Consider the following 18858-nt stretch of genomic DNA (forward strand, 5'->3'; position numbering starts at 1 on the left):
TCTTTATTTGAAAAGTACATGACTAAGGTTCTGGAGGGTTCGCTTTTTGTCAGCAGTCTTGATGAGGAAAGAGATGTTATAATTACTTCCTCCATAAGAAATCATGCGAACCGGGATATTCTTCATCGCGTCAGTTGCCAATGTTTCGAAACCAAGATTGCTCCAGTCGAGGTCGCCGACTACACATACGATACACATGTCTGTATCGACGGTTACGGTGCCATACTTCTTCAATTCGTCTACAATCTCTGTCAGATGGGTAGAATTATCGATACTCATAGAAACGCCGACCTCACTGGTTGCAATCATGTCTATAGGTGTCTGATAACTCTCGAAAATTTCAAAGACCTTTCGTAAAAAACCTGTTGCAAGAAGCATTCTTGACGACTTGATCTTAATAGCTGTAATATTATCTTTTGCGGCAACCGCCTTAATCTTGCCGCGCGTGATGACATTGTCGATAATGGTGCCGGGTGCGTCAGGGTCCATAGTGCTCTTTAGACGGACGGGAATACCCGCATACTTAGCGGGCTGGATACAAGTGGGATGGAGAATCTTTGCTCCAAAATACGCCAACTCTGCGGCCTCTTCGAAATTTAGCTGTGGAATGGCTTCCGTATTGTCCACGATTCGGGGGTCATTGTTGTGCATGCCATCTATATCTGTCCAGATCTGAATCTCTTCGGCAGGTAATGCGGCTCCTATTAAAGATGCAGTATAGTCAGACCCGCCACGCAGAAGGTTATCGACTTCACCATATGCATTGCGACAGATGAAACCTTGGGTGATGTAAACTTGATAAGCGGGATTAGCTTCCATGACGATTCCCAGTTTCTCTTTGATATACCGGGAATCAGGCTCGGCATTCTTATCGGTGCGCATAAAGTCGAGTGCATTCAGGAGAATTGCCTTTACGCCGGACTCCTGCAAATAGTTGACGACCATGTTCGTACTTATGATCTCGCCTTGGGCAACGATGGATTTTTCTTCGAAAGAGGTGAATAAATCTTTTGTGAAGGAACGCAAGTAGTCAAACTCTCCATGGAGGAAGTCGCGCGTCTTGTTTTTGTATTCATCGGTGGCATACAGCTCTTCGATATGCTGCATGTATTTCCGCTCAAGATGATTGATTACCTCATTTGCGCTCCCTGGATTTTTTTTGTACAGGTAGTTGCTGATTTCTATAAGTGAATTGGTCGTTCCACTCATTGCGGAAAGAACGACGAATGTAGGTTCTCCAGATTTGGTAACTAAGGTGGCAACCCCCTTCATGCGCTCGGGTGAGCCTACTGAAGTACCGCCGAATTTCATTACTTTCATAGTCTATGCTCTTTTAGTTTTTATTCTTCCTCACCATCTTCTGTCAAGTCCATTTTGTTATACTCATTAGTTACATCTGTAATGATACAGTCTTTACAGCGGTATACGATGCCAGGATACATGTCAAGCATCGGTATGTTATGTGTCGACATGAGCACGGCAGTGCCTTGGCGGGTGATATCTTTAAGCAGTTTAACGATGTTGCTCGCCGTTTCAGGATCAAGGTTTCCTGTGGGTTCGTCCGCAATGATCATCTTCGGGTGGTTGAGGAGGGCTCGTGCGATGGCAATTCGTTGTTGTTCACCTCCGGAAAGCTCATGAGGCATTTTGTCTTTATGGTCAATCATGCCGACAGAAGTGAGCACATCTTCGATGCGCTGATTGATCTCATCACGATTCTTCCATCCCGTTGCTTCAAGCACGAATGAGAAATTGCGGTATACATTGCGGTCGTGAAGCAGTTGGAAGTCTTGGAAGATGATACCTATCTCTTTCCTTAGTGCGGGTACCTCCTTGCGGCGGATGATGTTGATATTCCTGCCCAGTACTTCAGCCTTTCCGCTTTCTTCCATGTCGATGTCCAGTTCGCAATAGAAGGTTTTCAATAAAGAACTTTTCCCCGAACCGACTTTTCCGATGAGATAAATAAACTCTCCTTCGTCCGCATGGAAGTTTACATTCTGTAGAACAAGGGTGTCTTGTTGATAAATATTTACTTTTTGATAATCGATTAACATGCTTTACTTATTTTCATTCTGATTCTTTGCTGTTCTTAGTCTTTTCTTCACGGCGTTTTTTGTCCCAGTTTGGGTTATGCCGCTTTTGCAATTCCGTCGCAAGGTCCTCAATACGGAGATTTTTGCTGGTAAGCAGGACTATGAGGTGATACATCATGTCGGCAGCCTCATAGATAAGTTTATCGTTACTCCCGTTCGTAGCCTCGATGACCGTCTCTAATGCCTCTTCGCCCACTTTCTGTGCCATTCGGTTCATACCTTTCTTGAATAGACTGGTGGTATAACTTCCTTCTGGCATTTCTTCGTGGCGTTTCTCGATGAAGTCTTGAAGTTCGGCAAGAAAGAGCAGCGGATTCTGTTCATTGTCTTCACCCCAGCAAGTATCAGCACCTTTGTGGCATGTAGGCCCTGTAGGATGAACTTTTACGAGCAAGGTGTCTTCGTCGCAGTCGTTCTTAATCTCAACAAGACTCAGAAAATGTCCGGAAGTTTCTCCTTTCGTCCACAGGCAGTTGCGGGAACGGCTCCAGAAAGTAACCTTGCCGGTCCTAAGAGTTTTCTCATAAGCTTCTTCGTTCATGAAGCCGAGCATAAGGACATTTCTGGTCGTCGCATCCTGTATGATTGCTGGCACCAAGCCGTCCATCTTATTGAAGTTTATGTTCATATGTTTATCTTTTTTCGTTTTTTATAAAAAGGTTGTCTTTTGTTCAGAGTCTTACATTGATGCCCTTGTTACGAAGGAATTTCTTTAATTCCGGTATTTTGATTTTTCCGAAATGGAAGACGCTTGCAGCCAGTGCCGCATCGGCTTTTCCAAGTGTGAAAGCATCGTGGAAGTCTTCCATTTTACCAGCTCCGCCACTTGCAATTACTGGTATTGACAACTCGTCGGATAGCTGGGCTAATGCGTCATAGGCAAATCCGGCTTTCACTCCATCATGATTCATGCTTGTAAAAAGAATCTCTCCCGCACCACGGTCTTGAGCTTCTTTGGCCCATTCGAAGAGACTGAGCTTGGTTTTCTCTCTTCCCCCCTTCATATAACAATGCCAGCCAGTGTCATCAAGGCGGGCATCAATGGCACAAACGCAGACTTGTGAACCGAATTTTCCCGTGATTTCATCAATGAGACGAGGATTGTGGATTGCTGCGGAGTTTACACTCACCTTGTCAGCTCCGGCATAGAGTAAGCGCTCAACATCTTCAAGCTCGTTGATACCGCCACCGACTGTAAATGGTATATTTATCTTGCGAGCTACCCGGGTTACCATATCGGTAAAAGTCTTGCGCCCCTCAATGCTGGCCGTGATGTCTAAAAATACAAGTTCGTCGGCTCCGGCATTGCTATAGGCTTGCCCCAACTCGACGGGATCACCAGCCTGGCGGAGATTGATAAAGTTGGTGCCTTTCACAGTCATACCATCCTTTACATCCAGACAAGGAATGATTCTCTTTGCCAATCCCGGGTCTTTTTGAGGATGAGATGCCAGTAATTTCCCAGCATCAATCCGGCCCTCGTAGAAGGCCTTGCCAAATACGACGGCCAGGATTCCGGCCCTCTCAAGCCTATGGAAATCTTCATTGCATGACACGCCACCACTTGCGATAAGATGTAGATGGGGATATTCCTGCATAATCTGGCGATATAGCTCAATGTCTGGACCTTGCAAGGCACCATCCCTGTTGATTTCGGTGCATAGTACATGTCTGACTCCTCGGTCAACATATTGCCGGAGAAAGGGTAGTAGTTCTTCTTGGGAATCGTCTCTCCAGCCATTGATCGCAATTCTTCCGTTCCTGACATCGGCTCCAAGGATTAACCGATGGGCTCCGTATTTATCCAGCCAGATATGGAACAGTTCTGGATTTGTAACGGCAATGCTACCAACTGCAACCATAGAGGCGCCTGCGGCAAAAGCTTTCTCTACATCTTCCTCCGTCTTGATGCCACCGCCGAAATCTATAACCAGGTTTGTGTTCTCAGAGATAGAATGCAAGACGGCATCGTTGACAATATGCTTTGACTTGGCCCCGTCGAGGTCGACTACATGCAAACGCCGAAAGCCCATCTTCTCAAAACGCCGTGCAACTTCGGTAGGGTTGCTGTCGTAAACCTTCTTCTGGCTATAGTCGCCCATTGTGAGTCGGACGCATTGGCCATTAATGATATCTATAGCGGGAATGAGTTCTATCATAAATCCAAGAAATTTTTGAGAATCTGCTCTCCGACTTTTCCACTTTTCTCCGGATGGAACTGGGTAGAGTAGAAGTTTTCCTTATGGAGTGCCGCACTATAAGGCAGAATGTAATTGGCTTCGGCAATTGTCCACTCGCAAATAGGCACATAAAAACTATGTACAAAATAGGCATAAGGATTGTTGCCGAGATTCATCAGGAGGCCTTTGCCAGCTTTGTTGTTCTCTTCTTTTATATTCAAGCGATTCCATCCCATGGCCGGTACCTTATCTTCGTGTCGTTGAGACAGGAAGCGTTTTACGCTTACGGGGAAAATTCCGATGCCTTCAGTATCACCCTCCTCCGAATGCTTACAGAGGAGTTGTTGTCCAATACAGATACCCAGGACTGGTTGTCTGAGATTTCGGATGATCTCATCCAGTCGATGTTCGTGTATGTAGGCCATGGTAGTACTTGCCTCGCCTTGTCCTGGGAAAAGTACTTTGTCAGCGGACATAAGCTCTTCGGCCTTGTCGGTAAGGATGGGATTAACTCCGGCTCTGCGAAGAGCGTTTTCTACAGAGTATATATTTCCTGCATTATATTTTACGATGGCAACTTTCAATTCTCATTTGTTTATGAACAAATGCAAAGATACGGATTTTCTCTCAGAATCACCGCTGTTAAGAAAAACAATTTATTGAAAACACGGAAATAATTGGAAATTGCCAACAAAGGCGGAATTTACTTTTCCATGTTGCCTTTGGTTTTGAGAATAATGCTAGTTGCCCCAATCGTGAAAAGGCTTCCATCTTCAATGACCCGTCGCTCTCGATTTCCTAAAATTTCATTGTCTACAAAGGTGCCTGTATTCGAGGGGCCATCTGTGAGAATATATTTCAGATTGTTTTTCTTGTCATATGATATATTGATGCAGCAATGATTCATGTCGATACTTGGATCTACGGTTTCAATAGGGCAGTTGATGTCGGATCCTTTCATGTATCTTCCTATAATGTTATCACCTAATTGCAAAGGGAGGATTTGCTTGTAGTGGAAGACATTCTCGATGACGACAATAGAACCGTAACCTTTGTCTTCTGCAGTATGTTCCGGATCGTATTCCTTTTGTGTGTTGTGAAGTTTGGAAACGCCCATTCGAATGCCAAATTGTTTATGGCATTGAGGGCATTCAAAGACAAGAGACTGCCCGGCTTGGTATTGGGTTTCGTCGAAAGTGATATAATTATCACATTTGGGACACCTGACTCGCTTCATGTTATCCTTTTACTCTCATCACCCAACAATCCTTGAATTCTGGGTGGTTGCGAAGTTTATTTAGAATATTATATGCTTGGTTCTCGGTCTCGTATTTGCCGTAAATTACTTTTGTGCTTTTGCCTTTCTGTAGGACTTCAGCCTCTGTATAACCGCTTTTATGAAGTGTATTTTTATAGTTTGTTGCGTTCTTTAGAGATACTTGACTGCAAAGAACGATGGTGTAGAATGGGACTCGAGTCGGCTCTATAGAGTCTTGTGAGGTGAAAGTGTTGTTTTTGGCAATGTTTTCTTTGACGGCAATTTTCTCTATGATAGGAGGCCTTTGCGTTGCTTCGAAAGAGATAATGCGAGTGAGCATTCCCGTATCTATCTTGCTTATCAGTATAGAGCGGGAATCTCCATTGCCGATATTTGCAGGGAATAGCAAGAATGCCAACGCCGCAATACACGCTGCGAGGAGATTGCGAACAACACCAGGGCGAATGGTATAAGGTTCTTCATCTTCATTATCCAGAAAGATATTAGAACTGAATTTCTGATGTATTTCAGTCTTTACAAGCTCTTCGGTTTCTTTTTCTGCTTCTATAATAATAGGCTTGGTCTCGACATTTATAGTTGGTGCAAAGCCCGTCAGCAGTCTTTCCATCTCAAAGGAGTTAAGGCCATAGAGCCCAGGAGTCAGAATGCCAGCTTCGCAAGGCGTGAATTCATATTTGCCTTCGTCGTTCAACCGAATGGTCCCGAGGTCGTTGAATTCATATTCAGCCTTGTGTTCAAGATGCTGTTTGAGTTCCCAAACCTCGTCTTCAATTCGTCTTAATGCTTCTGGATAGCTGATGTCATAGGCTTCGATATAAGATTGGACGAGAAGGGAATCGTTCAGGGTCAATTGTTGATTGAATCCGAGAGTCCTTTGTGGCGGAAAGAAAATATTTTCTTTTTCATCATAGCAGGCATCTACATGATGGGTCATGAATCCTCCAAAATCAGGGACGATTACACAATCATTGCTTAGGAGTAGTATCTCTATATGTCTTTCCAGTTCAATCACAAGTGCAAAAATAACACTTTTTGTTGAATCAGACAAGTAAATCTTTTAAAAAAAAGAAAAAAGGAAAATAATCTCTCTAAACTGCTTTGTCCTCATTTTTATTTTCTATCTTTGTAGCTAAATATATCAAAGTTTAAAATAAAATGAACTATATAAAAACGGAGATAGAGGGTGTTTATATCATAGAGCCAAAGGTATTCAATGATGCAAGAGGCTATTTCTTTGAGGCATGGAAAAAGGAAGAATTTGAGGCGTATGTAGGCAAGGTAGATTTTATACAGGAAAACGAGTCTCGGTCAAGTTATGGAGTGCTTCGCGGGCTTCATTATCAGAAAGGAAAATACTCACAGGCTAAGCTTGTGAGAGTCATCAGAGGTAAAGTACTTGATGTCGCCGTGGATCTTCGCAAAAGTTCTCCTACTTTCGGTAAGCATGTCATGGTGGAGTTAAGCGAAAAAAACAAGCGTCAGTTTTTTATTCCCCGAGGTTTTGCACATGGGTTCCTTGTTTTGTCAGAAGAAGCAGTCTTTACATATAAAGTGGATAATATCTATGCCCCGCAATATGAGGCAAGTATTCGCTGGGATGACGAATCGTTGGCTTTAAAATGGCCTATAGACTCCAAAGAAGTGGTCATCAGTGAAAAGGATTTACAGGCAAAAGCATTAGCAGAAACAGATTTATTCGAATAAAATGAATATAGCGATTGTTGGAACTGGATATGTAGGCCTTGTATCAGGAGCATGTTTTGCTGATACGGGTGCTTGTGTTACTTGTGTCGATGTTGATGAGAAGAAGATCCAACATCTTCTCCGAGGCGATATCCCAATTTATGAACCGGGTCTTGATGAGCTTGTTAAGAAGAATGTTAAAGCGGGCAGACTGAAGTTTACTACCGATTTAGCTTCTATTCTAAACGATCAGCAAATTGTTTTCTCTGCAGTGGGAACTCCTCCTGATGAGGATGGAAGTGCCGACTTGCAGTATGTTCTTCAAGTAGCGCGGACAATAGGAGAGAATTTGAATAGATATATGGTTGTCGTAACAAAGAGTACGGTTCCCGTCGGGACGGCTCGCAAAGTTCGTGCAACAATTCAGGAAGAGCTCAATAAGCGAAGAGTCGATATACAGTTTGATGTTGCCAGTAATCCGGAATTTCTAAAGGAAGGTAATGCAATAAAAGACTTCATGAGTCCAGACCGCGTTGTTGTCGGGGTTGAGAGTAGTCGTGCACAGGAGATTCTTACTCGCCTTTACAAACCTTTCCTTGTCAATAATTTCCGTGTCATTTTTATGGATATACCAAGTGCAGAGATGACAAAATATGCGGCAAACTCCATGCTTGCTACCCGTATCTCATTCATGAATGATATTGCGAATCTTTGTGAGAAGGTAGGGGCTGATGTTAACATGGTGCGTCAAGGTATTGGGAGTGATACCCGTATTGGCAGGAAATTCCTTTATGCAGGTTGCGGTTATGGGGGAAGTTGTTTCCCAAAGGATGTAAAAGCAATCATCAAGACCGCAGATGACAATGGCTATTCCATGGAAGTCTTAAAAGCCGTTGAGCGCGTAAATGCCCGACAGAAGGGGATTCTTTTTACGAAGTTGAAGCAAGTCTATGGTGATGAATCCCTCACGGGAAAAACCATTGCTCTATGGGGATTGTCTTTTAAGCCAGAGACGGATGACATGCGTGAGTCAACGGCTCTCGTCATGATCGATCTTCTGCTCAAGGCTGGTAGCACTATTCGTGCTTATGACCCGGCTGCTATGGTAGAGTGTAAACGGAGGTTGGGTGATGATGGCATTATTTACTGTAAGGATATGTATGATGCCGTTTTAGGTGCTGACGCATTGCTTCTGCTTACTGAATGGAAAGAATTCCGTCTCCCAAGTTGGGAAGTTGTTGGTAAGGCCATGAAGCGGAAAGTTATCATCGATGGTCGCAATATCTTTGATCCGCAGGAATTAGAGGCTGCAGGCTTCATATATCATTGCATTGGAAGATGAGGAAAAGTTTTGTTCTAGTAGGTCTGATTCTCAGTATATTCTTTTTTTCTGGCTGTAAAAGGAAAAGTAGCCAGCAAGTCTTTCAGAAAGAAGACAGGGTTGCCAAAGAGATGTTTCAAGGTGTCTGGATGAATGAAGGTGAGGAGAATGTTGCCTTTCGAGTAAAGGGCGATACGGTCTACTATGCCGATTCGGTTAGTCTACCTGCATATTTTCAGATATTCCATGATACTTTAATACTTCATGGAGTCAGCGATGTAAAGTATACTATTGTAAAGCAGGCACCTCACCTGTTTGTTTTTGCTAATCAGAATGGCGACCAAGTGCGGCTTGTGAAATCGGAAGATCCTAATGACTTGGCTCTTTTTGAAGAAATACAAAGCCATCGTCCGGCTGTTTTAAATCAGAATCGCACGATAAAGCGTGATACGGTTATCATGGGCAGTAATGGGAAATATCATTGCTATGTACAGGTGAATCCAACGACCTACAAAGTAATTAAGCCTTCCTACAATGACGATGGAATGGAAGTGGGGAATGCGTATTATGATAATATCGTTCATTTGAGTATTTATAAAGGGGCTCAGAGGCTCTTTTCCAAAGATTTCAGAAAGCAAGACTTTGCGAACGAGATATCGGCGCAATTTTTGAAAGTGAGTATCCTAAGTGATTTGTTGTTTTCCAAGATCGACGCGGAAGGCATCCATTATACGGCTTCTATTGCTACTCCTGATGAACCAAGTTCTTATCAGGTAGATGTCTGTGTAACAGAGAATGGTAAATTGAAAATGCAGGTTAAATAGCAACCTGCATTTTCAATTTATATTATTAAATACCGCAACAGAATAATACGATCAATTGGGCGGTCAGAATTCTCAAGAACATGCTTAGTGGGTAAACCGTGGAATACCCAACAGCAGGAGCCTCTTTTGAACAAATGGAGTTTGCGTATGCCAGTGCAGGAGGGTCTGTATAAGTACCGGCAATCATACCCATGATAGTGAAATAATTAAATTTATATCGCAGTCTTGCCAATGTGCCTATAATTAAAATAGGTATAATGGTTATCAAGAAACCTGTATAAACATATTTTAAACCGTCGCCTTGCACTACAGTCTCCCAGAAACCTGCACCAGCCTTTATTCCTACGGATGCAAGAAACAGTACTAATCCGATTTCTCTGAGCATCATGTTTGCGGAGGTGGTTGTGTATGTTACGAGGTGCATGCGGTAACCGAAGCGGCCTATCAGGATTGCGATAATCAGCGGACCTCCTGCTATGCCAAGCTTTAGGGGAACTGGCATGCCAGGAATGACCAATGGGATACTGCCGAATAGAATTCCGACAATAATACCAATAAAGATAGTTGCTATGTTGGGAGCGTCCAGGCGTCTGACAGAATTTCCCATGATGTCAGCAATTCGGTTTACATTATCTTCAGGACCCACAACCATGATTTTGTCGCCTACATGGAAGTGGTGGGATCGAGACGCAAAGAGATCCATCCCCTGACGGCTGATGCGGGTTACATTCACGCCATATACGCTTGAGAAATGCATCTTTCCAAGCGACTTTCCGTTCATGGCAGGATTGGTTACTACGATCCTACGGGCAACCAGTGGCTGTTTCTCGTCATCTTCCGGAAACTCCTCTTGGATGCTGGGACCGATAAAAGCCCTTACGGCTTCTGCATCGGATTCTGCACAGATGATGAGCAGTTCGTCTCCTATATTAAATATGGTATCGCGGTTTGGGATGGAAATCTCGCCGTTATGAAGCATACGGGAGCAAACAAAGTCGCGATTCAAAAATTCTGAAACCTGACGCAGGTTCTTGCCATTCAGATATGAGTTTTCCACTTTCAGGCGCATCTGATATGGTTTTTCGTGAGGGTTTTCGTTTTCTTGTGCCTGTAACTCTGATTCTTCTTTCTCTAATTTAACCTTGCAAATGTAGCGTATAAGGATGGTTGCTCCGATAATTCCAAGTACACCCAAGGGATAGGCGCAGGCATATCCACTTGCAATTTGGGGAATGTTGCTTTCTGTAAATATGGAGCTTAGGGCTTCGTTTGCGGCGCCAAGTCCAGGGGTGTTGGTAACTGCACCAAATAAAGTGCCTACCATCATAGGGAGATTGTTAGCGTTACTGGTATCGAAGAAAAGATAGTAGCAGGCGAACATGACCACAACATTCAGCAGAATCGTCCCAGTTGCAAGCATGTTGAGGGTTACGCCCCCTTTGCGGAAGCTCTCAAAGAATCCTGGACCAACTTGAAGACCGATCATGAAAACGAATAGGATCAAGCCAAAGTCTTGTACGAATGTGAGAGTTGCGGTGGGAGCTGTAAAACCTATATGGCCTGCCAGAATACCCGTGAATAGTACGAAGGTTACACCAAGGGCGATGCCGCCGAATTTAATTTTCCCTAATAGTACGCCAATCGCGATTACTATGGAATAGAGTAAGGCTATGTGCGCAACAGAATCTTGATTTGTGAATAGATTAATTAACCAATCCATAGATATCTTCTAATTTTTCCGGATGCAAAGATAGGAATTATTTTTCGGATAAGCCCCTTTCTTTATAGATTTTAATTGAGGAGAAATAACTTTTTGTCTTTGAAAAGCTGACTAGTTGGTAAAAGATAGTCTTTTTGGCCTCAGAAGGCAACTTTTTAAGAGCCTACACTTTATCTTCTGATCCTAAAAAAGCCCAGACGGCGTGTGATACCTTTATTGTTGAGACTTCTCAACTGATACATTCCGTCTTGTAAACTTCCGACTTCCAGAAATTCTTTGTTCCATAGATGACTGCTGATATTCTTGCCTTTAAGGTCTTCAATAATGAGAATATCGGCATCGTTTTGGGAATCCCGGACGGGCAGTTTGAGTTGAAGACCATTGCAGAAAAGCATTGGGGAACGGATGGCCTTTATGGATTCAGTAGGCAGGTCCATCTGCAACGGGATGCTTTCGTTGCCATATCTGTCAATCACGGTAACGGCATAATAGCGTGGCTCATCTTTAACAGGAATTGTGAGATAAGTATCTTTGGTTCTTATCTTTATGAGGTTATTAGCATCATTGATATTTACGGGATAAGTTCTGCTACTATAGATATTAAACATTTCACCGTCCCGGCCTCTCCAAATGAGTTTATGGTTCTTGATTTCAAGTGCGAGGGGAGACTTCGGCCGTACATTGTTTTGCCAACTCATTGGAGGAACGAGCGCAAGGTTGTTGTCAAACCGCTTTGCTGCAAAATCGTAAATGCCTTTTACATTATCGGTAAAGAATTTACTGCGAAAAAAGGCATGCCCCAGGTTATATTGGCGGAGCACTTCCATCTCGCGGGTAATGATATCCAAAGACCAGTTCTTTTCTGTTGCGGAGAGGAAATAGATGCCTAATCCTGGTGCCACGATTTTTCCGAAAGTGTTTTCGCTCCAGTCGATGGCAAAAGGAAAGAATTGCTGTCCTTGAAAATACATCATAGGAAAGAGCTCGTCCATGAGTCCGTCCCTTAGCCAGCTTTGTGCGTCTTGGCACACGCGGTTGTAGGCATTCCAGCCATGACTCCAGTAGCGGCTGAGGTCATCTGATTTGCCGATAGGTGAGCAGCTAAGTTTTAAATAAGGCTTTATCGGCTTGATGCGGTCATGGATAGCCTTGACAATATTTGTGATATAGCGTCGCCCCTCGGTTTTCGAAACCTTGATGTTCCAAGTTTCAGGATATCGAATATAGTCAAGATGAATTCCGTCGATATCGTAATTGCAGACAATTTCTTCACAGAGGTCGGCTAAATAGGTAGCTGCCTGTGCCTTTTCTGGATTCATGAATCCATCATGGCCTATTTTTCTTATCATGCTTGGATACCTTTTCCGCAACTGCGCACATCCCAATGTGTTCCATTTCCCTACAGGTATTGTAACTATCCAGGCATGAAGTTCCATTCCTCGCTTATGAGTTTCTTCAATGGCATATGCAAGAGGATCGTACCCAGGGCTTTTTCCCGGATTTCCGCTCAGACAGCCGTCCCAAGGCTCATAGTGGGAAGGGTAAATAGTAGTGGCTCTTATTCGAGTCTGCAGTAATACTTGGTTGATGCCCGCCTTCTGAAGTTGGTCGAGAATTTTGGTCAATTCCAGCTTCTGCTTTCTTATGGAATACTCGTTTTGTGCATAGGAGTGTGGCCAGTCAATGCCTCCGATTGTTGTAAGCCACACGGCCCTTGCCTCATATTTGGGCTTCCGAAAACCGTAATTAAAGTATTGGGCATGAATGCCGGTGGCTATCGATATATATAAAAGGAGAAAAAAAGTCCGTCTCATTTCTAAATTTTCTACAAAGGTACTTATATTTTTTGTATTTCCAATAATTTGCCGTATCTTTGCATGGAAGAAATAAAGGCTTTCCGCAAATGATTTCATTTTCTGTTGCTTTGGTAGCATTGGTTCTTGGTTACCTCATATATGGTAAGTTCATTGAACGGATTTTTGTTCCCGATGACCGTCAGACACCAGCCGTTACGATGGCAGATGGTGTGGATTATATCGTAATGCCTAATTGGAAAGTCTTCATGATCCAGTTTTTGAATATTGCAGGTACGGGACCTATCTTTGGTGCCATTATGGGTGCTTGGTATGGGCCGGCAGCATACTTCTGGATTGTTTTGGGATGTATTTTTGCTGGTGCCGTCCATGATTTCTTCTCTGGAATGTTAAGTGTCCGTCACGGTGGGGCCAACCTTCCGGAACTTGTAGGCGACTATCTGGGGACAACAGCCAAGAAGGTGCTGCTGTTTTTCTCAGTATTCCTGCTTATCATGGTAGGAGTTGTCTTTGTATACAGTCCGGCTCTTATCCTAAAGGACTTTTGTTTTGATACGCTTATATGGGTACTCATTATCTTTGCCTATTATGTCTTTGCAACGATGTTGCCGATAGATAAGCTTATCGGGAAGTTCTATCCTGTCTTTGCCTTTGCCTTGCTGTTTATGGCGGTCGCATTGATGGTAGTGCTATTTGTAAAGATGCCAGATCTGCCCGAATTGTGGGGAAGTTTGGAAGCGGCAAATCATAATACTCCTGCAGCTGTATTGGGGACGGAGAGCTTCTTTGTGAAGAATCCTCTTTTCCCATGTTTGTTCATCACCGTTGCCTGTGGGGCTATCAGTGGATTTCATGCCACCCAAAGCCCTTTAATGGCTCGCTGCATAAAGAGTGAGAAGATGGGGCGCCCTATATTCTATGGAGCGATGATAACAGAAGGACTTGTGGCGTTGATATGGGCTACGGTATCGGCTTATTTCTTCTATAATGGAGGCTGGAGAGATGTTCTTGATGCCAATGCAGTGAATGATTTTCTTGCACAAGTAAATGCTCCTGATGGGAGGTCTTTAGTCCAATATTTTTCGGCACCGAATGTCGTGGAAAAGGTATGTACGGGGTGGCTTGGAATCTTTGGTGGCATTTTGGCAGTTTTCGGTGTTGTTGCAGCTCCTATTACCAGTGGGGATACGGCATTCCGAAGTGCTCGCCTGATTATAGCAGAAGCTCTTCATCTGGATCAGAAGCCTATTGCCAAGCGCTGCTATATTGCTTTTCCAATGTTTATGGCTGCAATCGGATTGCTTGTCTGGCAAATGGAGAGCCCGGATGGTTTCAATATCATTTGGCAGTGGTTTGGATGGGCAAATCAGACACTGGCGGTATTCACTCTGTGGACCATCACGGTATTTCTTGTTATAAGCAAGAAGAATTTCTGGGTATCACTGATTCCAGCACTCTTTATGACCACCGTGGTAAGTACCTATCTGTTTATTTCCAAACAGGCATTCGCTCTCGATCATACTTTGGCGTATGTATGTGGCATCATCTGTCTGCTTATGGCGAGCGTGTGGTTTTTTATGTGGTATAGGAAAATTAATAAATAATATTCATTAATCTGGTTTTTATGAAGAAAATTGTAATAATGTTTGTATTGCTGGTGATGACAATCACGGCAAGTGCACAGTTCCAAGAAGGGAAAGGTTATCTGGGGGCATCGCTCACAGGGCTGAATCTACATTATAATAGCGCTGATGGCTTCAACCTGGGTGTTGAGGCTAAGGCTGGATATTTGTTTCGAGACAACTGGATGTTATTAGGTGAGGCATCCTTGAATCATAATGGCTCAGAGGCTGTTGCTGACCATATCACAATCGGTGCAGGCCTTCGCTATTACATCATTCAAAACGGTTTGTTTCTAGGTGTTAATGGAAAGTATATCCATGCCAATCATGATTATAATGATGTAATGCCGGGTATTGAGGTTGGCTATGCATTTTTTATCAATCGTTCAGTAACCATTGAGCCCGCAATCTACTATGATCACTCTTTTAACGACAGTAACTACTCTACAGTCGGACTGAAGATCGGTTTGGGTATTTATCTCTTCGACGATTGAGCATTTAAAGTGGACCAGCAATATCCATCTCAACTCTTGGAGAAAGCTGTTCAGGAATTCTCCAAGTTACCGGGAATAGGGCGCAAAACAGCTTTGCGCCTTGTTCTTCATTTGCTTCGTCAAGGTAATGAAGATGTCTCTGAGTTTGCTCAGTCGATAGAGCGAATGCGAAGGGAGGTAAAGTATTGCCGGATCTGCCACAATATAAGTGATACCGAGATTTGTCCGATTTGTTCTGATGTACATCGGGATGTACATACGGTTTGTGTTGTGGAGAACATTCAAGATGTGATGGCCGTGGAGAATACCCAGCAATATCAAGGTCTTTATCATGTATTGGGAGGAATTATTTCTCCCATGGATGGTATTGGCCCTAATGACATTGAGCTGGACTCGTTGGTTGATAGAGTGGAAGAGGGGACAATTGATGAGGTCATTCTTGCACTGAGCTCCACGATGGAAGGTGATACGACCAATTTCTATATTTCGCGGAAATTGGCACATACAGGCGTAAAGCTAAGTGTAATTGCCCGTGGAATATCAGTAGGCGATGAATTGGAGTATACGGACGAAGTAACTTTGGGTCGCTCGATTCTTAACAGAACCCCGTTTGGTAAATAATTGTCTTAAGTATTATGTCGGATGAAGAAAGTACAAAAAATACTGCAGCTTGAGTTCTGGATGCCAATAGTTGTTTCTCTTCTTTTGGTGGCGCTCTTTGAAATGGATATTCTGGAAACAGGACTGTTGAGTGAAGATAAAAGTTCTGAGTTTGTAATGGTCTCTGTTATGGAATTGACTACAATCTGTTTTATTCCGCTCGCACTATATCTGTTTCGGTTTAATAAGATTCATAATCAGCTTTGTTCTGAAAAGAAGGAGCATTATCTTCAGAAATGGGGCACATACAGGTTAGCCTTGCTTTGCATTCCCATGGTGGTCAACACCTTATTATATTATCTCTTTATGCATGTGGCCTTTGCCTACCTCGCCATGATCCTGTTGTTGAGCCTATGCTTTATCTATCCCTCCTTAGAGCGTTGTCTGGATGAAACTGACGGTCGTAATAGTTAGTTATAATGTCAAGTATTATCTCGAGCAATGTCTTGATTCTCTGAAGAAAGCGCTTGAGGGCATAGAGGCAGAAGTCTTTGTGGTAGACAATCATTCGCGTGACGGGTCGGTGGAATACCTCCAAAGACGCTTTCCGGATACTCACATGATCGCCTTACAGCATAATTCCGGCTTTGCCCGTGCCAACAATATGGCGGTAAAGGCTGCTAAGGGTAACTATGTTTTACTGTTGAATCCCGACACGATCGTTGCGGAGAATACCCTTCGTGAGGCGCTCCAATTCTTGGATACCCATGGGGAGGTAGGTGCCGTAGGCGTGAGGATGATGAAGACCGACGGCACGGATGCTATGGAGAGCAGAAGGGGAATCCCGACACCCATGGCAGCTTTTTATAAGATGAGTGGTCTTTGTGCCCGTTTTCCGGCAAGCCGTCGCTTTGCCCATTACTATATGAGCTATCTCTCATGGGATGAGCCAGCCGAGATAGAAGTAATCAGCGGAGCATTCTTTCTCGTTCGTCGGAAGATATTGGATGAAGTCGGACTCCTTGATACTGATTATTTCATGTATGGCGAAGATATTGATTTGTCATATCGCATTTATAAGGCGGGCTGGGAGAATTGGTACTTACCTTTGAAAATCCTTCATTACAAGGGGCTGAGCACTCGCAAATCCTCTTTTCGCTATGTGCATGTCTTCTATGGAGCGATGCTCATTTTCTTCCGAAAGCATTTTGCTTCGTTGAGTTTCTGGTTGAGTATTCCCATCAAGGTGGCCATTTATTTTAAGGCTTTTATGGCTTTGCTGTCTATGGCAGCGGGGACTGTGCGTAGAAGCTTAGGCTTTTTCCCGGGAAGCCTTAAGGGACAGGAGCCCGTTTATGTTTTCTTGGGAAGTGAGGGCAACAGGAAAGAGTTTATGAGAATCATGAGGGAAAGAGGTCTGTCGGTCCTTTCAATAGAAGAGTGTGCTCTTGCCGGCTCATCTAAAAGACCGATATTGACGGTCTATGATACAGAGACTTATAGCTATATGGAAATCTTCAATCAACTGTCTTCCCAGTCTCGGGAGAATATAAGACTGGGAACTTTTAATCCGCGCACAAAGGTGATTATTACGGAAAGTGAGGTAATTGTATGAGGAAGGTAAACTTCAGGGCTCTTGAGCCGGAAGATCTTGACATGCTCTACAAGATAGAGAATGACGGAGCCCTGTGGCGTGTCGGCAACACCAATGTACCTTATTCCAGATATGCTCTGCATGATTATATTGCTCATGCGTCGAATGACATATATACTGATAAACAGGTTCGTTTGATGATAGAAGATGCCGAGGGCCATCCTGTAGGGATTTTAGACCTCGTAGACTTTAATCCCAAGCATCTAAGGGCAGAGGTCGGAATCGTCGTCGAGAGTCGCTATCGCCATCAGGGGTTGGCTACGGCTGCTCTCAGGGAAGCCATTGAGTATAGTCGTCGGGTTCTTCATCTTCATCAGATCTACGCAGTTGTCGATATGGAGAACGAAGAGGCATTGGCTCTTTTTCGAAAGCAGAATTTCACGGGGGATACCATTTTGAAGCATTGGCTTTTCGATGGCAAGCGGTATCACGACGCCCTCATGATGCATTTTTTTTTATAAAAAAGTACACCTAACATTTGGAGGAACAAAAAAATATCCTTACCTTTGCACACGCAATTGAGAAAAGGCATGAACACCAAGGTGCGTTAGTTCAGTTGGTTAGAATGCCTGCCTGTCACGCAGGAGGTCACGAGTCCGAGTCTCGTACGCACCGCAAGCCTTTTCTAAAATTGCACTACTGGTGCGTTAGTTCAGTTGGTTAGAATGCCTGCCTGTCACGCAGGAGGTCACGAGTTCAAGTCTCGTACGCACCGCAAGCCTTCGATTTCATTCGAAGGTTTTTTTGTTTTCTGCCTTGAAGTCTCATTTATTTTTTATATTTTTGCAATCAAACTTGATAGATTATGATAGCTTTGATTACAGGCGCTACCAGTGGTATAGGCATGGGGTGCGCAAAGAGATTTGCCCGGGGAGGATATGACCTCATCGTAACGGCGCGCAACGAGCGGAAGTTGGAACAGCTGAAGGCCGAATTGGAGCAGCTCGGAGCTAAGGTGCTCACGCTGACCTTCGATGTCAGAGACCGTGAAGCTACCGCGAGAGCGGTAGGGGACATCCCTGCAGAGTGGCGCAATATAGATGTGCTTATCAATAATGCCGGGCTTGCCCGAGGCCTTGAACCGGAATACGAGGGTAGCTACCGGGATTGGGACGAGATGATAGATACGAATATTAAAGGCCTGCTCACCATGACCCGCCTTGTGGTTCCGGGAATGGTGGAGCGCAATCGGGGGCATGTCATTAATATTGGTAGTGTGGCAGGCGACGCTGCCTATGCCGGCGGCGGAGTGTATTGTGCCACGAAAGCGGCCGTGAAGACCATTACCGATGGCCTCCGCATTGATGTGGCGCAGACTTGCATCCGTGTTACTGACATTAAGCCCGGTTTGGTGGAGACCAACTTCTCAAAAGTGCGTTTCCATGGCGATGCCGAGCGTGCCGGCCATGTATATGACGGTATCAGGCCTCTGACGGGCGACGATATAGGCGATGTGGCTTTCTATGCCGCGAGTGCTCCCGGGCATGTGCAGATAGCCGAGGTGCTTGTGTTGGCCACCCATCAGGCCAATGGAACCGTCATTCACAGGGAGAAATAACTGAAAGCAGCAG

Annotated in this window: 18 protein-coding genes, 2 tRNA genes and 2 pseudogenes; 12 read left to right on the forward strand and 10 right to left on the reverse strand. The window is 44.1% G+C overall.

Annotation, left to right across the window (positions count from 1 at the left end):
• Positions 1–3: 3 nt before the first annotated feature.
• The 8 genes and pseudogenes from C7120_RS09495 to C7120_RS09530 form a co-directional block, all read right to left on the reverse strand.
• Positions 4–1320, reverse strand: coding sequence for an aspartate kinase (locus C7120_RS09495; protein WP_107621467.1), 1317 nt, complete (start codon positions 1318–1320; stop codon positions 4–6).
• 20 nt (positions 1321–1340) lie between these two features.
• Complete coding sequence (locus C7120_RS09500) at positions 1341–2057, reverse strand: cell division ATP-binding protein FtsE (RefSeq protein WP_107621468.1); 717 nt, start codon at positions 2055–2057, stop codon at positions 1341–1343.
• Between the two features lie 13 nt (positions 2058–2070).
• Positions 2071–2727 (reverse strand): annotated as a pseudogene (hisIE, locus tag C7120_RS09505) (bifunctional phosphoribosyl-AMP cyclohydrolase/phosphoribosyl-ATP diphosphatase HisIE); the annotation flags it as partial.
• Positions 2728–2767: 40 nt separating this feature from the next.
• Positions 2768–3550 carry an imidazole glycerol phosphate synthase subunit HisF gene (gene hisF, locus C7120_RS09510; RefSeq protein WP_304590102.1) on the reverse strand — a complete coding sequence of 261 codons (783 nt, stop codon included), beginning with the start codon at positions 3548–3550 and terminating at the stop codon, positions 2768–2770.
• Positions 3548–4255 (reverse strand): annotated as a pseudogene (hisA, locus tag C7120_RS09515) (1-(5-phosphoribosyl)-5-[(5-phosphoribosylamino)methylideneamino]imidazole-4-carboxamide isomerase); the annotation flags it as partial. The pseudogene hisA and the gene hisF, both read right to left, overlap by 3 nt.
• Positions 4252–4860: an imidazole glycerol phosphate synthase subunit HisH gene (gene hisH, locus C7120_RS09520; protein WP_107621470.1), complete on the reverse strand. Its 609-nt coding sequence runs from the start codon at positions 4858–4860 to the stop codon at positions 4252–4254. The gene hisH and the pseudogene hisA, both read right to left, overlap by 4 nt.
• Positions 4861–4979: 119 nt before the next feature.
• The gene (locus C7120_RS09525; RefSeq protein WP_107621471.1) at positions 4980–5513 is read right to left on the reverse strand and encodes an FHA domain-containing protein; all 534 of its coding nucleotides are present in this window, start codon (positions 5511–5513) and stop codon (positions 4980–4982) included.
• Position 5514: 1 nt separating this feature from the next.
• Positions 5515–6567, reverse strand: coding sequence for an SPOR domain-containing protein (locus C7120_RS09530; protein ID WP_158267368.1), 1053 nt, complete (start codon positions 6565–6567; stop codon positions 5515–5517).
• A gap of 143 nt (positions 6568–6710) precedes the next feature.
• Between C7120_RS09530 and rfbC the strand changes: the two genes are divergently transcribed.
• The 3 genes from rfbC to C7120_RS09545 are packed head-to-tail and all read left to right on the forward strand — an operon-like array spanning position 6711 to position 9383.
• On the forward strand, positions 6711–7259 hold the full coding sequence (rfbC, locus tag C7120_RS09535) for a dTDP-4-dehydrorhamnose 3,5-epimerase (RefSeq protein WP_107621472.1): 549 nt from the start codon (positions 6711–6713) through the stop codon (positions 7257–7259).
• Position 7260: 1 nt separating this feature from the next.
• The gene (locus C7120_RS09540) at positions 7261–8580 is read left to right on the forward strand and encodes a UDP-glucose/GDP-mannose dehydrogenase family protein (RefSeq protein WP_107621473.1); all 1320 of its coding nucleotides are present in this window, start codon (positions 7261–7263) and stop codon (positions 8578–8580) included.
• The gene (locus C7120_RS09545) at positions 8577–9383 is read left to right on the forward strand and encodes a DUF4738 domain-containing protein (RefSeq protein ID WP_107621474.1); all 807 of its coding nucleotides are present in this window, start codon (positions 8577–8579) and stop codon (positions 9381–9383) included. The genes C7120_RS09540 and C7120_RS09545 overlap by 4 nt, the downstream gene beginning before the upstream one ends.
• Positions 9384–9408: 25 nt before the next feature.
• On the opposite strand, the gene C7120_RS09550 is transcribed toward C7120_RS09545, so the two are convergent.
• Together C7120_RS09550 and C7120_RS09555 are read right to left on the reverse strand one after the other, a co-directional pair.
• Positions 9409–11103: a putative transporter gene (locus C7120_RS09550; RefSeq protein ID WP_107621475.1), complete on the reverse strand. Its 1695-nt coding sequence runs from the start codon at positions 11101–11103 to the stop codon at positions 9409–9411.
• A gap of 170 nt (positions 11104–11273) precedes the next feature.
• A complete protein-coding gene (locus tag C7120_RS09555; RefSeq protein ID WP_107621476.1) occupies positions 11274–12917 on the reverse strand; it encodes a glycoside hydrolase family 10 protein in 1644 nt (547 codons plus the stop codon).
• A gap of 89 nt (positions 12918–13006) precedes the next feature.
• On the opposite strand from C7120_RS09555, the gene C7120_RS09560 reads away from it, so the two are divergent.
• From C7120_RS09560 to C7120_RS09600, 9 genes are all read left to right on the forward strand, one after another.
• Positions 13007–14521 (forward strand): carbon starvation protein A, encoded by a 1515-nt coding sequence (locus C7120_RS09560; RefSeq protein WP_107621477.1) that lies wholly within the window; start codon positions 13007–13009, stop codon positions 14519–14521.
• Positions 14522–14541: 20 nt separating this feature from the next.
• Positions 14542–15033: a DUF3575 domain-containing protein gene (locus C7120_RS09565; RefSeq protein ID WP_107621478.1), complete on the forward strand. Its 492-nt coding sequence runs from the start codon at positions 14542–14544 to the stop codon at positions 15031–15033.
• A 9-nt stretch (positions 15034–15042) separates the two neighbouring features.
• The gene (gene recR, locus C7120_RS09570) at positions 15043–15654 is read left to right on the forward strand and encodes a recombination mediator RecR (RefSeq protein ID WP_107621479.1); all 612 of its coding nucleotides are present in this window, start codon (positions 15043–15045) and stop codon (positions 15652–15654) included.
• 21 nt (positions 15655–15675) lie between these two features.
• Complete coding sequence (locus tag C7120_RS09575) at positions 15676–16107, forward strand: hypothetical protein (RefSeq protein ID WP_107621480.1); 432 nt, start codon at positions 15676–15678, stop codon at positions 16105–16107.
• On the forward strand, positions 16082–17248 hold the full coding sequence (locus C7120_RS09580) for a glycosyltransferase family 2 protein (RefSeq protein ID WP_107621481.1): 1167 nt from the start codon (positions 16082–16084) through the stop codon (positions 17246–17248). Before C7120_RS09575 ends, C7120_RS09580 begins: the two co-directional genes overlap by 26 nt.
• Entirely contained in the window at positions 17245–17748 is a 504-nt protein-coding gene (locus C7120_RS09585) for a GNAT family N-acetyltransferase (protein WP_107621482.1), read from the forward strand. The genes C7120_RS09580 and C7120_RS09585 overlap by 4 nt, the downstream gene beginning before the upstream one ends.
• 80 nt (positions 17749–17828) lie before the next feature.
• Positions 17829–17902, forward strand: a tRNA-Asp gene (locus C7120_RS09590).
• A gap of 26 nt (positions 17903–17928) precedes the next feature.
• Positions 17929–18002: transfer RNA gene (locus C7120_RS09595), tRNA-Asp, on the forward strand.
• Between the two features lie 90 nt (positions 18003–18092).
• Positions 18093–18845 carry an SDR family NAD(P)-dependent oxidoreductase gene (locus C7120_RS09600; protein WP_107621483.1) on the forward strand — a complete coding sequence of 251 codons (753 nt, stop codon included), beginning with the start codon at positions 18093–18095 and terminating at the stop codon, positions 18843–18845.
• The last annotated feature ends 13 nt before the right edge of the window (positions 18846–18858 follow it).

Origin of the sequence: Prevotella sp. oral taxon 376 (assembly GCF_003043945.1) — a bacterium.
Lineage (GTDB): Bacteria > Bacteroidota > Bacteroidia > Bacteroidales > Bacteroidaceae > Prevotella.

Bases quoted from the DNA above. Each gene is read 5' to 3' on its own strand.
- C7120_RS09495 (WP_107621467.1), bottom strand. From the start codon at position 1,320: ATGAAAGTAATGAAATTCGGCGGTACTTCAGTAGGCTCACCCGAGCGC.
- C7120_RS09500 (WP_107621468.1), bottom strand. From the start codon at position 2,057: ATGTTAATCGATTATCAAAAAGTAAATATTTATCAACAAGACACCCTT.
- C7120_RS09525 (WP_107621471.1), bottom strand. From the start codon at position 5,513: ATGAAGCGAGTCAGGTGTCCCAAATGTGATAATTATATCACTTTCGAC.
- rfbC (WP_107621472.1), top strand. From the start codon at position 6,711: ATGAACTATATAAAAACGGAGATAGAGGGTGTTTATATCATAGAGCCA.
- C7120_RS09540 (WP_107621473.1), top strand. From the start codon at position 7,261: ATGAATATAGCGATTGTTGGAACTGGATATGTAGGCCTTGTATCAGGA.
- C7120_RS09545 (WP_107621474.1), top strand. From the start codon at position 8,577: ATGAGGAAAAGTTTTGTTCTAGTAGGTCTGATTCTCAGTATATTCTTT.
- C7120_RS09550 (WP_107621475.1), bottom strand. From the start codon at position 11,103: ATGGATTGGTTAATTAATCTATTCACAAATCAAGATTCTGTTGCGCAC.
- C7120_RS09555 (WP_107621476.1), bottom strand. From the start codon at position 12,917: ATGAGACGGACTTTTTTTCTCCTTTTATATATATCGATAGCCACCGGC.
- C7120_RS09560 (WP_107621477.1), top strand. From the start codon at position 13,007: ATGATTTCATTTTCTGTTGCTTTGGTAGCATTGGTTCTTGGTTACCTC.
- C7120_RS09565 (WP_107621478.1), top strand. From the start codon at position 14,542: ATGAAGAAAATTGTAATAATGTTTGTATTGCTGGTGATGACAATCACG.
- C7120_RS09575 (WP_107621480.1), top strand. From the start codon at position 15,676: ATGAAGAAAGTACAAAAAATACTGCAGCTTGAGTTCTGGATGCCAATA.
- C7120_RS09580 (WP_107621481.1), top strand. From the start codon at position 16,082: ATGAAACTGACGGTCGTAATAGTTAGTTATAATGTCAAGTATTATCTC.
- C7120_RS09585 (WP_107621482.1), top strand. From the start codon at position 17,245: ATGAGGAAGGTAAACTTCAGGGCTCTTGAGCCGGAAGATCTTGACATG.
- C7120_RS09600 (WP_107621483.1), top strand. From the start codon at position 18,093: ATGATAGCTTTGATTACAGGCGCTACCAGTGGTATAGGCATGGGGTGC.